Origin of the sequence: Haloarcula sp. Atlit-47R, assembly GCF_003665985.1 — an archaeon.
In the GTDB taxonomy this organism is placed as follows: domain Archaea; phylum Halobacteriota; class Halobacteria; order Halobacteriales; family Haloarculaceae; genus Haloarcula; species Haloarcula taiwanensis.
Window position 1 is genome coordinate 208,535 of the sequence record NZ_QPLQ01000002.1, and the last position, 14,574, is coordinate 223,108.

The following is a 14,574-nucleotide window of genomic DNA, read 5'->3' on the forward strand; positions in this document are numbered from 1 at the left end:
GCAGCGTTCCAAGCTTGCGACGACAGGCGCGACAGAGCGCTACTGGACTCCGAGTTCCGATTCCAGCTCCTCGACGACGTCTTGCAACATCGATGCGAGTTCCTCGTTCGGTGGGAGCCGATACAGCGGACCGGAGATGTCGAGCGCGCCGAGAACGCCGCCGTGTGGGGCGGTGACCGGCACGCCGACGGACCGAAGCCCCTCGACTGCCTCCTGATCGTTCACCGAATAGCCGCGCTCGCTCGTGCGTTCGATGTCTTCCATGAGGGCGTCGCGGTCGGTGATTGTGTACTCCGTCTCGGCGGGCAGTCCCCACCGGTCGAGAATCTCGTTGACACGGGTTTCTGGCAACCCGGCGAGGATCGCCTTCCCGACTGCCGAGTTGTGCAGGTAGTAGTACCGTCCCACCTGGAACCCTTTCGACGGGACGTTAGCGACGACGTTGAACAACGTTATCGCACGCCCGTACTCTTCGATGGCAAACGTGACTTCCTCACCACAGCTATCGGCAAGTTCGTGTGTTTTGCGACGGGCGACCTCGTACCACTCGTTTCGGGTCCGGGCGCCCTCTCCGAGGTGGAACAGTTTCATGCCGAGTCGGTACTGCTCACCCCGCTTGACCAGATACTCCTGATCCAGGAGTGTCCTGAGGTGAACGTGAATGGTGCTCGTCGAGAGGTCCAGCCGGTCCGCAAGCTCACTCATTCGCGCCTCCCCCAGCTCGTTTACCGCATCAATGATCGCGAGGGAGGTTTCGGTCGTCTGGAGACGACGACCGCTAGAGCTGTCCATACCACAGTGGACTCGACACCAGTATAAAAAAGTCCGGTCATAGTGGAACAGGTTCTGTCGATATTATACCATTCGCTGATAGTACTCGGCCTAGTGATTGCCACGGGTTATATTTTTAGAGTACATGTCTGAAATTGTGTCCACTCAGTTCAATCTGGACGATATTCAGGGGTAATACACCACTCGAATTCCAATCCTAGCGGATTTTTATATGTCTACAGCGACGGCGACGGGATGAGAATTTACCAGAGGCGGCTCCGATGATTTGTTACCGCTGAGTTAGCTATTATCATGAACTTTTGCGTGTGTATTTGACGAGGCACAGAATGCATGTCAGACACGGATAGCGGCGATGGGACTGAGATCGAGGAGATCTCTGGCCCAGATGTCGAAGCAATCGAGTTCTACGGCGGACGGTGGATGAGCGTTATTCCCATAGGGCTGTTTATCCTGTGGGCGATTGTCCAGAGTGGCCTGTTCGGAATCGGGGATACGACTGGTCTTGTCGCGGGAATGCTCGTGGCGCTCATCGTCGGGATGTTCTTCGCCAAAGGAGACTGGAAGAACTACGCGAACACCATCTTCGATGGGATGACGAAGCGAGTCGCCGCGACAGCAGTCGTCGCATGGCTCTGGGCAGGGATGTTCTCGAGCACGCTCCAGGCAGGCGGCTTCGTCGGCGGACTCGTCTGGGCAGCGAACGCGGCCGACGTCGGGGGCGCACTGTTCCCAGCCGCCACGTTCATCCTCGCAGCGCTGTTCACGACCGGGATCGGTACTGGTTACGGCGCGGCAGTCGCGTTCTCGGCGCTTTTCTTCCCGGCCGGCATCCTGCTCGGGGCGAATCCGGTGTTGCTGTTCGGAGCAATTCTCTCCGGGGCCGTCTTCGGGGACAACCTCGCGCCAGTCAGTGATACGACGATCGTGAGCGCAGTGACGCAGGACGCCGATATCGGCGGCGTCGTCGCGTCGCGGTTCAAGTACGCTGTTATCGCAGCGATACTGGCGCTTGCGGCGTACGTCTTCGCCGGAAACGCGATGGCCGGGCTGGACATCTCCCAGCAAGCACAGGACCTGTTCGTCCAGAACAGCGAACCAGCGGGACTGTTGCATCTCATCTCCATGCTCGTCGTCATCGTGACGGCGGTCATGGGCCGACACATTGTCGAGGCCATTTCGTGGGGACTCATCGTTGCGGTTGTGTTCAACGTCATCTTCGATCTCGCACCGCTGAGTGACGTGTTGCTGTTCAAAGTTCCCGAAACGTCAGCAGCCGCGAGCTGGGCCGGTGCGCTCCCTGTTGCCGAAGTGGTCGCGCCGCAAAACGCCGGCGTGACCGGCTCGATCTACAACGGTGCAGCCGGCTTCTTCCCGCTTATCGTGCTCGTGTTGCTCATCGTCGCCGGGTCGGAGATCATGATCCGTGGCGGTGGCTTCGAAGCGATACAGGAATGGCTTCTCGAAAATGTCGCAACGGGCGTCCGAAAAGCCGAGACGACGATGGTGGTTGGGACCGCCCTCGTCAACTCGATGATTACGATCAACACGGCAGCAGAGATCGCGATTGCGCCGTACATCGCTCGCATCGGCCAGCGGTACAACATCAATAGCTACCGACGGGCGAATATCCTCGACGCGAACACCTCGGCGCTCGGGTACATCTTCCCGTGGGGCGGCGGCGTTCTCATCGGCTTCGCGACGCTACAGGGCCTCCCGGAGCAGTACGAATGGTTCACCAGCGCGATGATTGTCAACCCCGTCCAGGTGTGGCCGTACGTCTTCCACGGCTGGTTCCTGTTCGGTGTGTTCCTCCTCTCCGCGCTGACCGGCTTCGGCCTTGAGTACACCACTGACCGCAAATCCAAGGATGTGACCCGTCTATGAGCATGCTCAGCAAGTTCCTCACCGGGATGTCCTTCAGGTCGACCACGCCGACGTTCGAGGCGGGCGAAGAAATAGAAGTGTACGTCACGGAACTCGACGAGAAATCCGGCGAGCTGGTCGCACAGGTCGGCGAGACCCGCCTCTACTTCGAAAACGGTGAGGCGGATATCGTCGGCTGTCGCGTGCTCGCAACGGTCGAGTCGTTCGACGACGCCGAGCACCGCGGCCGGGTCACTCACCGGAAGACGCTGTCGCAGGGGTCGTTCTAGCAGTGCCACAGAGTGCCGAACAGTGCAGCGAGCCAGTATAGCGCGACCGATAAAACCGATATAAGAGATTCACAGCATATGAGCAATTCACTCTATTCCACAGCACGACAGCACAACCAGACGACTATCGTTCCCAGTACGGACATCGAAGCGACCGTCGAGATGGCGGACCTCGTCCCGGCCATCGAGGCCGCATTCGCCGCATACGAAAACGACACGGCGCAGATGCCACCGAAGTCCTACATCGACCTGCCACAGCACAACGGGGACTTCCGGTCGATGCCGGCATACCTCGAAACGGACGACTGGGAGGCGTCGGGCATCAAGTGGGTGAACGTGCACCCGGACAACCCCGACGAGTTCGACCTACCGACCGTGATGGGGACACTCGTATACACGGACCCCGAGAGCGGCTTCCCGCTTGCCGTGATGGACGCGACGACGCTGACGATGAAGCGAACCGGTGCGGCCGCCGCCGTGGCGACGGACCACCTCGCTATCGAGGGGGCATCTTCGCTGGGCATCATCGGTGCCGGCGTCCAGTCCTACACGCAACTGGAGGCCATCTCGCAGGTGCGACCGATCGAGTCCGTCGTCGTTAGCGACCTCGATGACGACCGGGTCCAGCGGTTTATCGACACGTTCGGCGACGAGTTCGACGTGCGCGCCGGCACGATTTCTGAGGCGGCCCAGTGTGACGTCCTGTCGACGGTCACGCCGGTCGAAGACCCCATCGTCACGCTTGAGGACCTCGGGGAGCACACCCACGTCAACGCCATGGGTGCCGACGCCGAAGGGAAGCAGGAACTCCACACCGATGTTATCCGCGAGGCGACACTTGTCATCGACGACTTCGAACAGACGACCCACTCCGGCGAGATAAACGTTCCATGGAGCACAGGCGATATCGACGAGTCGGATATTGACGCCGAACTCGGCGAGATTGTCGTCGGGAGCGCGTCGGGTCGCGAGGACCTGTCCGGGAATACCGTCTTTGACTCGACCGGCCTCGCGATTCAGGACATCGCTGCCGCACGTATCGTGTACGAATCGCTCGGTGACGACAGCGGACACCGCCTCGAAATGGTGTAAGTACGCCGGTCTACAGCACCGGTAGTCGCTCTACAGTGGTATCGAGCGACGAAGTGTCGATGTGGCACGCAGTTGTGGCCCGGTATCATTTGTATGTGCCATCCGACGAGGGGGTATGCGACGCGTCATCATCGACACGGATACCGCGGGCGACGACACACAGGCAATTTTGCTTTCCTGTCTCAGTGACCGGATTACTGTCGACGCAATCACGGTCGTTGCCGGCAACGTTCCATTCGACAGAGAAGTCGAGAACGCGAAGTATACGCTCGAACTCGCCGATTCACTCGACGTGCCCGTCTACGAAGGGGCGAGACAGCCGCTTCTCAAGGAGTTCGAACACGCGACGTACATTCACGGCGAGGACGGCCTCGGCGGGGACGTGTTCCCCGACACCGGCATCGAATCGGCGGCGGGGTTTGGCCCCGACGAGATGGTCGACCGCTGTCGGGCGGCCCCGGGCGAAATCACGCTGCTCTGTATCGGCCCGCTGACCAATCTGGCGCTGGCGTACGCCCGCGAGCCCGAGCTGCCAGACCTCGTCGATGAAGTGTGGGTAATGGGCGGGAACGTCAACTGTGCAGGGAACGTCACCCCCGCCGCGGAATTCAATCTGTGGGTCGATCCCGACGCCGCCAAGCGTGTGTTCGACGCCTTCGAGGTGACGCTCGTCGACTGGGGCGTGTGCCTTCGGGACGCAGTGTTCGGCACTCCCGAGTTCGAGGCGGTATCGGCGTTCGACACGGAACTGGCGTCGTTCTTCGAGTCGGTGACAGCGCAGGCCCGGGCGTTCAACAGTGAGGGCCCTGATGACCCCGGGTGGACGGCACTCCCGGACAGTGTCACCGCCGCGCTGTTTGCGTACCCGGAACTCCGCGAGGCGGTGTCGACGTATCACGTTACGGTGGACGACCGCGAGGGACTCACCCGTGGGTACACCAGCGTCGATGTCAACGGTGTGACCGACAGCGACCCGAATACCCACGTCGTAGAGTCCGTCGATAGCGACGCCTTCCAGTCAGTCATGTACTCGCTGCTCCAGTCCCGAGACCCCGACAGCGGCATCACCGAGTGAGTCAGGAGCGGAGGCGAACACGAGAGTAACGGACGGTGTGTCGTCGTTGCCGCTGTGTGAGACCTGTGGCACCAGTCCCGGTGCCGCGTGTTGTCCCTGGTTTTTACTGGGGGCCGGCGGCATGTCAGGGTATGACGCTTACAGACCGTCTCGACCGGTACCTCCGGACAGCGGGGCTCGAAGCCGTCTGGTTCGCCCGACCGAACTCCTTCGCGTGGCTCACCGGCGGTGGTGACAACGTCGTCGACCGGGAGGTCGGCGTTGGCGTCGCCGCCGCAGGTTACGACGGCGACGAGGTACGGGTCGTCACCGACAACATCGAAGCGCCGCGGCTCCGCGACGAGGAACTCGACAGCGACGTGGCCGTCGAGACATTCGACTGGCACGCACAGTCGCTGGCCGAAGCCGTCGCTGAAGCGAGTCCGACCCCGGCGGCGGCTGATTTCGATGTCCCCGGCTTCGAATCAGTTGACGCCGCGCGTCTCCGTCAGCCACTGACCGAGACCCAGATTGAGCAGTGCCGCGAACTCGCGCGAGACACGGCCGAAGCAGTCGAGGCTGTCGCGCGGAACGTCGAGCCGTCGCACACCGAGCTTGATGTGACCGCGGTGCTCCGACAGAAGCTCGAAGGCCGGGGCATCGCCACACCCGTCGTGCTCGTCGGCAGCGCCGAGCGAGCACAATCCTACCGACACTACACCCCGACAGACGCTGAACTCGGTGACTACGCGCTCATGTCGGTGACCGTCGAGCGGAACGGCCTCCACGTCAGCACCACCCGAGCGGTCGCGTTCGACCCGCCGGAGTGGCTCATGGAGCGCACCCGCAAGGCTGCCCGCGTCGAAACCACTGCGCTGGCTGCGACACAGGCTGCTGGCCGAGATGGCGGCACAGCGGGCGACGTATTCGGCGCGATACAGGACGCCTACGCCGAGGTCGGCTGGGAGGGCGAGTGGCAGAATCATCATCAGGGCGGTGCGACGGGCTTCGCCGGTCGCGAATGGATCGCCACGCCCGGACACGAGGGTGAGGTCGCGCTGCCACACGGGTACGCTTGGAATCCGACTATCGCCGGTACGAAGAGCGAGGACACGTATCTCGTCTCTGCAGACGACGTCGAACTGCTGTCCGGGACCGGCGACTGGCCGACTGAGACGGTCTCGGCGGTCGGCTACGACCTCGAACTGCCGCGGCACACGGTGCTTGAGCTGTAGCGGCGCTGGAACACTGTTTCCGATTGTGGAGAGAGTGTTTACAACAGGTGTTGTATGAATCCGTGGGTTTAAGGAACGGCTCAGGCTACCCCTGTGTATGACCGCAGCGCGCGCCTGGTGGAAGGAAGCGGTCGTCTACCAGATCTACCCACAGAGCTTCAACGACAGCGACGGCGACGGCGTCGGCGACTTGCAGGGTATCATCGACCGACTGGATTACGTCGCTGACCTCGGCGTCGACATCATCTGGCTCAACCCGGTGTATCAGTCACCACAGGTCGACAACGGCTACGACATCAGTGACTACCGCGCCATCCACGAGGCGTACGGCACGCTGGAAGACTGGGAGGAGCTACTCGAGGAGATTCACGCCCGGGACATGAAACTCGTCATGGACCTGGTCGTCAACCACACCTCCGACGACCACGAGTGGTTCCAGCGCTCGCGCCGAGACGAGGATGGCTACCGCAACTACTACATCTGGCGCGAGGGCGGCACCGACGAGGACGGTACCCCCGCGCCCCCGAACAACTGGACCACCGGCTTCGGCGGGTCGGCCTGGACCTACGACGAGCAGGTCGGGGCGCAGTACCTCCATCTGTTCCACGAGCGCCAGCCGGACCTGAACTGGGAGAATCCCGAGGTCCGCTCGGACATCTACGAGATGATCGACTGGTGGCTGGCGAAGGGCATCGACGGCTTCCGGATGGACGTCATCAACCTGATATCCAAGCCGGAAGGGTTGCCCGACGGCGACCCGGACACCGGATGGGTCGGTATCGAGCAGTTCGCTAACGGGCCTCGGACACAGGAGTTCCTCGAAGAAATGGCCGCCGAAACGTTCGACAACTACGACTCGATGACGGTCGGCGAGTGCGTCGATATCGACGTCGACACCGCCGGTGACTACGTCAGCGCCGACGGACCGCTGGACATGGTGTTTCACTTCGAGCACATGCTGCTGGACCAGCAGGAAGGGTGGTGGACTATCGAAGACTGGTCGCTGCCCGAGCTGAAGTCGGTGATGGCCGAGTGGCAGACCGAACTCGACGGCTGGAACACCGTCTACCTGGGCAACCACGACCAGCCACGAATCGTCTCCCGCTTCGGCGACGACGAGGCGTACCGCGAGGAGTCGGCCACGCTGCTGGCGACCTTCCTGCTCACACATCAGGGGACGCCGTTCCTGTTCCAGGGCGACGAGATCGGGATGACGAACTGCCCGTGGGAGTCAGTCGAGGAGATCCGGGACGCGGACGCGTCCAACCGCGTCGAACTCGCCCTGCAGTCGGGTGATATCGACGACTACGACGAGGCACGCGACGTTGTCGAGTTCCGCTCGCGGGACAACGCCCGGACGCCGATGCAGTGGGACGACTCCCGGAACGCCGGATTCACCGACGGTGACCCCTGGATAAAGGTCAATCCAAACTACGAGGAGGTGAACGTCGCTGCGGCCGAGGCGACCGAAGACGGTATTCTGTCGTACTACCGCGACCTCATCGACCTCCGGAGCGACCTGGACGTGCTCGTGTACGGCGAATACGAACTATTACTGCCCGACCACGAGACGGTGTACGCCTATCGGCGCACGCTCGACGACCCGGCGGTCGATGTCGACGACGTGCTGGTCGTCTTGAACGTCTCACCGACGGCCACACGCGTCTCGGTCCCGGTCGAGGCCGAGGCAACACCGCTGTTCGGGAACGAACTGGACGCGGCGGTCGAATCCAGCAGCCACAACGGCACAGACCTGGAACTGCAGCCCTACGAAGCGCGCCTCTACGAACTCTCAGAGCAACAATGATGTCATCGCAGATGCTTTCCGACGGCGAACTGGACCGCGAATGGTGGAAAGAAGCAGTCGTCTATCAGATTTACCCACGCAGTTTTAGCGATAGCGACGGCGACGGGGTCGGCGACCTGCAGGGCATCGTCGACCGACTGGACTACGTCGCCGACCTCGGCGTCGACGTTATCTGGCTCAATCCAGTCTACGACTCTCCACAGGAAGACAACGGCTACGACATCAGCGATTATCAGGCAATCTACGACGAGTTCGGAACGATGGCCGACTGGGAAGCGCTGCTCGCGGAAGTCCACGACCGAGATATGCGGCTCGTCATGGACCTCGTCGTCAATCACACGTCAGACCAACACGAGTGGTTCCAGAAGTCCCGACAGCGCGACCCGGGGTACGAGGACTACTACATCTGGCGCGAGGGCGGCACTGACGCGGACGGCGAGCCCGTGCCGCCGAACAACTGGGAGTCCTTTTTCGGGGGCTCCGCCTGGGAGTTCGACGAGGAGCGCGGCGAGTACTACCTCCACCTGTACGACACCTCACAGCCGGACCTGAACTGGCGCAACGACGCCGTCCGGCAGGACGTCTTCGACACCATCGAGTGGTGGCTGGAGCGGGGCATCGACGGCTTCCGGATGGACGTTATCAACCTTCTGTCGAAAGTCGAGGGGCTGCCCGACGGCGAGCCGGACAGCGAATGGATCGGCTCCGAGCATTTCATCAACGGGCCGGAGCTGTCGTCGTATCTGACGGCACTGGACGAGTCGGTGCTGTCGAACTACGACGTGATGACTGTCGGCGAGATGCCACAGCTCACTGTCGAGTCGGCCCGCAAGTACGCCGGCACGGACGGCCCGCTGGACATGGCGTTTCACTTCCAGCACACGAAACTCGATTACGACGGCGGCGAGCGGTGGTCGGTCGGCGACTGGAGCCTGCCGGAGCTGAAAACCATCGTCGACCGCTGGCAGGACGGGCTGGCGGCGGACGGCTGGAACGCCCTGTACTGGGAGAACCACGACCAGCCGCGGAGCGTCTCCCGCTACGGCGACCCCGAGAACTACCGCCGGGAATCCGCGACGCTGCTCGGGACGTTCGTCCTTATGCTCCGTGGCACGCCCTACATCTACCAGGGGCAGGAACTCGGGATGACGAACGCCGACTGGGAGACGATGGACGACCTCCGTGACGTGGACGCCATCAACCACGCGCGGGAACTCCTCGGGCAAGACGATGTCGAGGACTACGAGGACGTGAGAGAGGTCGTCGGCTACCGGACCCGCGACAACGCCCGGACACCGATGCAGTGGGACGACTCCCGAAACGCCGGCTTCACCGACGGTGACCCCTGGATAAAGGTCAATCCGAACTACAGGGATATCAACGCCGCTACCCAGCGAACGGACGAAGACTCCGTTTACAACTACTACCGGCGACTCATCCAGTTGCGCTCCGACAGGGACGTGCTGGTGTACGGAGACTACACCGACTTGCTCCCCGACCACGAAACCGTCTTCGCGTTCACGCGGTCGCTGTCGACGGACGCGGGAACCGAGCGTGTTCTGGTCGTCTTGCACTTCGATGACGGGAGCGAAACCGTTGCACTCCCGGTCGAGTACGCCGATGCGACGCTGCTCGAGGGCAATTACGACCGCGACGACGCAGATCCGGAAACGGTGACGCTTGCACCGTATGAGGCTCGCGTCTACGAGCTATTCGACTGACAACCGTCGCCCTATGGCACTCCCACCGAAACGGTCATCAAGAGGCACAGATTCAAGACGCGCCCGTCACCAGCAGTGGTATGTACCTTGCCGACGAGACTTGGCCGGACCTCGGTGACTATTTCGAGACGGAGTCGCTCGCGCTCGTGCCGCTGGGGTCGACTGAACAACACGGGCCGCATCTCCCGCTGGCGACGGACCACCTCATCGGGGAAGCCTTCGCCAGAGAAGCCGCCGACAGGACTGGCTACCTCTGCACCCCGACCATCAACGTCGGCGTGAGCCCCCATCACAGACAGTTCAACGGGACGATGTGGGTCGACGCGCCGGTGTTTCGCGACTACGTCGAGTCATTCACACGGAATCTGGCCTACCACGGCATCGACCGGGTCATTTACGTGAACGCTCACGGTGGGAACGTCGAGCACCTCCGTGAGGTCGGCCGTCGGCTCCGGGACGACGAAGTGCTGTACGCCATCGAGTGGATGTGGGACGAGAGCATCCCAGACCTCGTGGACGACCTGTTCGAACAGAACGGACCACACGGCGGCCCGAAAGAAACGGCCATGATTCAACACCTGCGCTCCGACCTAGTTCACGACGACCGCCTCGAAGACGCACGGGACGGTGGGATTCCGAGCGTTGCGGCAGCCGAGACAAAGAAGTACGGCTCGCGAACCTTCTACGACGCCGCTGATAACACCGATAACGGTGTTCTGGGCGACCAGACCGATGCCACGGCCGAAAAGGGCGCGGAGATGTTCGAGGCCGCGACCGAACAGCTCGTCAGGCTCTGTGAGTGGCTGGACGCGCAAGCGTTCGACGACCTCCTGCCGAAGCCACACGTCTGAATCGGACACCGCAGGAGCGAGTCCCCGGGCTCGCCTGGCAGGTGGCTTTTTGCGACAGGCGGATGTACGGCGGATGTGGCCCTCCTCCTGTTTCCCGGTATGCCCGGGGCTATCGAACTGGTCATCCTCCTCATCATGATGGGGCTGTTTCTCGTTGTCCCCCTGGCGCTCATTGTCGCCGCGTACCTGTTTGGGAAGCGCCGCGGCAGAGCCGAAGTGAGCGACCGAACCGAATCCTGACCAATCGCCAGACAGCGGCCAATCGGCGTGTTACGGCCCTCTCGCCGCGAATCGACTCGTTTATCGGTCCCACCCTATGAGGGGGATGTGTGTCCCCACCGAGTCCCCACCCGGAGTCGCTTCGTAGCCGAGCGTTCGAAATAACGGTCGATGACGGACGAGAGACCTTCAACGCGCTCAGTATCGAGCACGCCGACTGTGAGACGGAGTGGATTATCTCCGACACAGTGTGTGCGCTCGAAAATATGCGGTAACTGTACGCTGTTGTGTTGTGGCGCTACGGTAGCGAACCGTACTGCGTCGGACCGCTGACCCGCTGTGACCGCACAGACGCTCTTCTTGTGCTTCACTCCGCAGAGAGCCGTCGCCAGACTGGCATGAACACGCCGTAGAACGAGCCAAAGAACAGAACAACAGCCACGATAGCTAATTCGCGCCCCTCCACGCCGAAGACATCATACAGGGTTCGGAGAACGATGATAACCCCGAGTCCCCAGATCGCGAATGCGGTCCGCTCTTTCCAGGAGAGGCCACTTCTGTGGAACACACGCTGTCTCCGCAACAGACGGTATCAAAGCCTGTGGTTCGACGCGATATCGGACCGCGAGTGTGAGAAGTAATAACACACGCCATACAGATCACAGCAGCTGTAACTAGGATGGGTCGTGCTGGTGCCACAGAAGTCCGCTACCCGGCTTACTCGGTCGGGATGGGGCCCGTCCCGATGACGTCCCGGACTGCGCTCTCGAACTCCTGACGCTCAGCGAAGTACGGCACGTCGACGTCCTCGAGTACCGTTTCAAGTTTTTGCGGGCCGTCCGGCGTCCGGATCGTCGTGTCCCCCTCGCGGTCGACGATAGTGCTATGTTCGATGCCCCAGGTGAGCCGGGCCGAGACGCGGGCCAGCGGCGCACCGGCAACGTCAGGTCCGTCGCCGAGTTCGACAGCCGGCTCCTCCGCGTCCTCGCTTTCGTCGTCGCTCATACCCGAACAGTGCCCGTGGGTCCGATTAGTGCTTTCGGAACGGCTCGCGTGTCCCTCAGAGCCGCGTTCGCGCGTGCCCGCGTCATGCGTGTGTCTGACGGGTAGTTTTATCGGATGTAGCAGTAGTATACTGCATGACTAGTCTCACCGACGTGTACGAAGGGGAGGTTGGGCGCGTCGCATCGCGCCGCCAGCAACTCGTCGGGACAGCCCTGTTTCTCGTTGGTGTTGCCGGACTCGTCGGGGCAATCGCACTCGCAACGACCACCGTCGGCAACAGATACGGGCTGGACGCCTACGCAGCTAGACAAATCGCCGGCATCATCGCCGGCCTCGGGCTGCCGTCGGTTATCCTCGGCGTGTTCGCAGTGTTGCCGGCCAGTCGACGAATCCGGCTGACTGCCCTTGGCGGGACAGGCGTCGCTGCGGTCGGCGTCTGGCTGTTCCAGTCGCTGTATCCCTACAGCTGGACCAGCAGCGACCCGCTGCTGGCACTACTTACCGGCGTCGTCTACTTCGCCGGCATCGTGACGACGTTCTGGTGTCTGTTCGCGTCGCTCGCGACGTTCAAGACGCGAAACGACCCCGGTGGGACGGCACGCATGGAAGTGACCGAGGAAGGGACGATTCGCCTCGTTGAGGAAGCCCGAACGCTCCCGGGGCTGGGCGGCATCGGGTTTTTCGGACAGGACCCGGAGGGCACAGTCGAGACGCAGACGAATAGACCGGGAGCGAGCGGTGCTGTCAGCGACGGCGGGACCGGACAGCCCTCGGATGATGCGCGCACGGTCAACGGCCGCCACCGCCAACCGTCGACCGACACGCAGTCTGACCGCAACACGCGGTCCCAGCGACGGTCGAACAGCGGCGCAGCGACGGAGTCGGGCCGCCAGGCAAACGCGCGCTCGAACACCGGGCAGCAAAACACCGCGTCGCGTCGAAGGGACCAGAGTGGGCCCTCTGAGAACGCGCTCGACCCGAGGATAGCTGAGGCCGGCCCGGAAGCCTCGCCGTCGACCGATGGCGGCACGGCGACGACGGGGCACGACGCAATTACCGAGACGGCGGTCCATCAGGGCGAGCCAGACACCTACTGCGGGAACTGCCGACACTTCGAGTACGTGATGCAGGACGGCGACATCGAGCCGTACTGTTCGTTCCACGGTGAGGTCATGGACGACATGGAAGCCTGCTCGGCGTGGGTTCGCAACGACTGAGACGGTCGCCAGTCCGATTTTGCTGTTCGTCTCACAGCGTACGGCGACACGGAGAGACAGAGCGGTTCGGTCAAAACCGGGTGTTTAACACGGCCGGCAAGCAAATGGTGGTACTACAATGGAGTTTTGCGACGAATGCGGTTCGATGATGAAAACGGACGACGAGCGCTGGGTCTGTGGCAGTTGCGGCTACGAGAAGGCTCGAAACGCCGAGACCGAACAGGAAATGGCCGTCACCACGCAGGGCCAGGAGGAGTCGGAAGTCGTCGACACCTCCGAAGTCGATGCCGAAGACATGGGGCCGACGACGGGCGCACGCTGTCCAGAGTGTGGCAACGAGCGAGCGTTCTACGAGATGAAGCAGATACGCGCGGCCGACGAGTCCGAAACACGCTTTTTCACCTGCACCGAGTGCGAACACAAGTGGCGAGAGGACGACCACTGAGGCCGGACCGTGCCCACTGACCCCGCGTTCCCGGATGTGCCCGCCGACCAGTTACGCGACGGCGGCTGGGAGCTCGTCGACGAGAGCGTCGAAACGGTCTTTCAGCTACCGACGGCGCGCGTCCAGGGAGCGACGAAAGTGTACGACGCCGCCGAGACACGCGCGGCGGTCCGGGAAGCAATCGGACTCGACCACCAGTGGCGGTTCTTTTTCGCCACCGCACTGTCGTTTACACCGCCGCTTGCGCCCGGCGTCGGGCCGGCGATGATTCTCCCGACGGTCCGCTCTGAAGCACAGTCGGCCTTCGCCGAGGAACTGGCCGACAGAGGGTTCGAATCCATCGAGCGCGGGCGGCGGGAACGGGTCCGCGTCGACAGCGGCGACCGGGCGCGGCTCCGGACCTACAGCGCCGAACTCGACCTCGAACCGGTCGATGCGACGCTGTCGATTACCGGCTGGGTCGGCGTCTGGCACGGCGATGGGTTCCGCATCGCCGCCGGCGCATACCCTGACCGGTCGCTGGCGACACTTTTGAACGTCGAAAACCCGCCGGAGCGGCTCCGGCGGTCGCCGTCGGACTACCGGACCGAACTGCTTGCCCTCATCCGCGCCGTGGCGTAATCGCCAGGAGCGCGCCGTCGAGGAACAGCTGGACCGGCCCGAGGCCAAGTCGCTTCGCGAGCGAACTCGGCACGGCGTCCACACCGAGGCGGGCGACGGGTGCGCCTCGGACCCGGATTTCGGCCGTCAGTCCGGCAGCAGCCAGCGCCGCGGCGGCGTCCGGTCCTCCGACCAGCCGGTCCCGCCAGATGGCGACCGCCGCCCCGAGTGACGGCAGGTCGACGGCGACGAAGTCGTCGTATCCCCGGACGGTGAACGCGACCCCGTCCCGCTCGACGGTCAGATCGGCGTCGACGAGGAGGTCTGGCTTTCGCTCGAGCAGGTCGAACAGATCGCCGACCGCCTTCGTCGTCGTGGCCACT

The 14,574-nt window shown here is 62.8% G+C and carries 17 protein-coding genes; 13 read left to right on the forward strand and 4 right to left on the reverse strand.

The genetic code is table 11. The features are described 5' to 3' along the window. Nucleotides 1–39: 39 nt before the first annotated feature. Nucleotides 40–792, reverse strand: coding sequence for an IclR family transcriptional regulator (locus tag DVK00_RS08760; protein ID WP_101349624.1), 753 nt, complete (start codon nt 790–792; stop codon nt 40–42). A gap of 330 nt (nt 793–1,122) precedes the next feature. On the opposite strand from DVK00_RS08760, the gene DVK00_RS08765 reads away from it, so the two are divergent. The 10 genes from DVK00_RS08765 (at nt 1,123) to DVK00_RS21680 (ending at nt 11,199) form a co-directional block, all read left to right on the forward strand. Next, on the forward strand, nt 1,123–2,676 hold the full coding sequence (locus tag DVK00_RS08765; protein WP_121510957.1) for a Na+/H+ antiporter NhaC family protein: 1,554 nt from the start codon (nt 1,123–1,125) through the stop codon (nt 2,674–2,676). Beyond that, nucleotides 2,673–2,945 (forward strand): hypothetical protein, encoded by a 273-nt coding sequence (locus tag DVK00_RS08770; RefSeq protein ID WP_101349622.1) that lies wholly within the window; start codon nt 2,673–2,675, stop codon nt 2,943–2,945. The genes DVK00_RS08765 and DVK00_RS08770 overlap by 4 nt, the downstream gene beginning before the upstream one ends. Before the next feature lie 78 nt (nt 2,946–3,023). Beyond that, nucleotides 3,024–4,037: an ornithine cyclodeaminase family protein gene (locus tag DVK00_RS08775; RefSeq protein WP_101349621.1), complete on the forward strand. Its 1,014-nt coding sequence runs from the start codon at nt 3,024–3,026 to the stop codon at nt 4,035–4,037. Between the two features lie 115 nt (nt 4,038–4,152). Then, nucleotides 4,153–5,112, forward strand: coding sequence for a nucleoside hydrolase (locus tag DVK00_RS08780; RefSeq protein WP_121577593.1), 960 nt, complete (start codon nt 4,153–4,155; stop codon nt 5,110–5,112). Between the two features lie 131 nt (nt 5,113–5,243). Then, a complete protein-coding gene (locus DVK00_RS08785; RefSeq protein WP_101349619.1) occupies nt 5,244–6,326 on the forward strand; it encodes a Xaa-Pro peptidase family protein in 1,083 nt (360 codons plus the stop codon). Between the two features lie 97 nt (nt 6,327–6,423). Next, nucleotides 6,424–8,133, forward strand: a complete 1,710-nt coding sequence (locus DVK00_RS08790) for an alpha-glucosidase (RefSeq protein ID WP_121577594.1) — start codon at nt 6,424–6,426, stop codon at nt 8,131–8,133. Then, a complete protein-coding gene (locus tag DVK00_RS08795) occupies nt 8,130–9,854 on the forward strand; it encodes an alpha-glucosidase (RefSeq protein WP_233560777.1) in 1,725 nt (574 codons plus the stop codon). Before DVK00_RS08790 ends, DVK00_RS08795 begins: the two co-directional genes overlap by 4 nt. A gap of 80 nt (nt 9,855–9,934) precedes the next feature. Then, nucleotides 9,935–10,705: a creatininase family protein gene (locus tag DVK00_RS08800; protein ID WP_101349616.1), complete on the forward strand. Its 771-nt coding sequence runs from the start codon at nt 9,935–9,937 to the stop codon at nt 10,703–10,705. Between the two features lie 75 nt (nt 10,706–10,780). Next, the gene (locus DVK00_RS21350; protein WP_158598762.1) at nt 10,781–10,945 is read left to right on the forward strand and encodes a hypothetical protein; all 165 of its coding nucleotides are present in this window, start codon (nt 10,781–10,783) and stop codon (nt 10,943–10,945) included. An 89-nt stretch (nt 10,946–11,034) separates the two neighbouring features. Further along, entirely contained in the window at nt 11,035–11,199 is a 165-nt protein-coding gene (locus DVK00_RS21680) for a hypothetical protein (RefSeq protein ID WP_004962921.1), read from the forward strand. A gap of 92 nt (nt 11,200–11,291) precedes the next feature. Here DVK00_RS21680 and DVK00_RS08805 read toward each other — a convergent pair whose 3' ends face one another. Then, nucleotides 11,292–11,492, reverse strand: a complete 201-nt coding sequence (locus DVK00_RS08805; protein ID WP_121536641.1) for a hypothetical protein — start codon at nt 11,490–11,492, stop codon at nt 11,292–11,294. Nucleotides 11,493–11,641: 149 nt separating this feature from the next. Next, the gene (locus DVK00_RS08810) at nt 11,642–11,929 is read right to left on the reverse strand and encodes a DUF5789 family protein (protein ID WP_121577596.1); all 288 of its coding nucleotides are present in this window, start codon (nt 11,927–11,929) and stop codon (nt 11,642–11,644) included. Between the two features lie 134 nt (nt 11,930–12,063). On the opposite strand from DVK00_RS08810, the gene DVK00_RS08815 reads away from it, so the two are divergent. The 3 genes from DVK00_RS08815 (at nt 12,064) to DVK00_RS08825 (ending at nt 14,212) form a co-directional block, all read left to right on the forward strand. After that, nucleotides 12,064–13,146, forward strand: coding sequence for a hypothetical protein (locus DVK00_RS08815; RefSeq protein WP_121577597.1), 1,083 nt, complete (start codon nt 12,064–12,066; stop codon nt 13,144–13,146). Between the two features lie 118 nt (nt 13,147–13,264). Then, entirely contained in the window at nt 13,265–13,591 is a 327-nt protein-coding gene (locus DVK00_RS08820) for a transcription factor S (protein ID WP_005535365.1), read from the forward strand. 9 nt (nt 13,592–13,600) lie between these two features. After that, entirely contained in the window at nt 13,601–14,212 is a 612-nt protein-coding gene (locus DVK00_RS08825) for a hypothetical protein (protein ID WP_101349613.1), read from the forward strand. On the opposite strand, the gene DVK00_RS08830 is transcribed toward DVK00_RS08825, so the two are convergent. After that, nucleotides 14,193–14,573, reverse strand: a complete 381-nt coding sequence (locus DVK00_RS08830; RefSeq protein ID WP_101349612.1) for a hypothetical protein — start codon at nt 14,571–14,573, stop codon at nt 14,193–14,195. The two genes, DVK00_RS08825 and DVK00_RS08830, sit on opposite strands and share 20 nt — an antisense overlap. Between the last annotated feature and the right edge of the window lies 1 nt (nt 14,574).

Excerpts from the sequence above, each read along its gene's own strand:
- DVK00_RS08760 (WP_101349624.1), bottom strand. The coding sequence starts at position 792 with ATGGACAGCTCTAGCGGTCGTCGTCTCCAGACGACCGAAACCTCCCTC.
- DVK00_RS08765 (WP_121510957.1), top strand. The coding sequence starts at position 1,123 with ATGTCAGACACGGATAGCGGCGATGGGACTGAGATCGAGGAGATCTCT.
- DVK00_RS08770 (WP_101349622.1), top strand. The coding sequence starts at position 2,673 with ATGAGCATGCTCAGCAAGTTCCTCACCGGGATGTCCTTCAGGTCGACC.
- DVK00_RS08775 (WP_101349621.1), top strand. The coding sequence starts at position 3,024 with ATGAGCAATTCACTCTATTCCACAGCACGACAGCACAACCAGACGACT.
- DVK00_RS08780 (WP_121577593.1), top strand. The coding sequence starts at position 4,153 with ATGCGACGCGTCATCATCGACACGGATACCGCGGGCGACGACACACAG.
- DVK00_RS08785 (WP_101349619.1), top strand. The coding sequence starts at position 5,244 with ATGACGCTTACAGACCGTCTCGACCGGTACCTCCGGACAGCGGGGCTC.
- DVK00_RS08790 (WP_121577594.1), top strand. The coding sequence starts at position 6,424 with ATGACCGCAGCGCGCGCCTGGTGGAAGGAAGCGGTCGTCTACCAGATC.
- DVK00_RS08795 (WP_233560777.1), top strand. The coding sequence starts at position 8,130 with ATGATGTCATCGCAGATGCTTTCCGACGGCGAACTGGACCGCGAATGG.
- DVK00_RS08800 (WP_101349616.1), top strand. The coding sequence starts at position 9,935 with ATGTACCTTGCCGACGAGACTTGGCCGGACCTCGGTGACTATTTCGAG.
- DVK00_RS08810 (WP_121577596.1), bottom strand. The coding sequence starts at position 11,929 with ATGAGCGACGACGAAAGCGAGGACGCGGAGGAGCCGGCTGTCGAACTC.
- DVK00_RS08815 (WP_121577597.1), top strand. The coding sequence starts at position 12,064 with ATGACTAGTCTCACCGACGTGTACGAAGGGGAGGTTGGGCGCGTCGCA.
- DVK00_RS08820 (WP_005535365.1), top strand. The coding sequence starts at position 13,265 with ATGGAGTTTTGCGACGAATGCGGTTCGATGATGAAAACGGACGACGAG.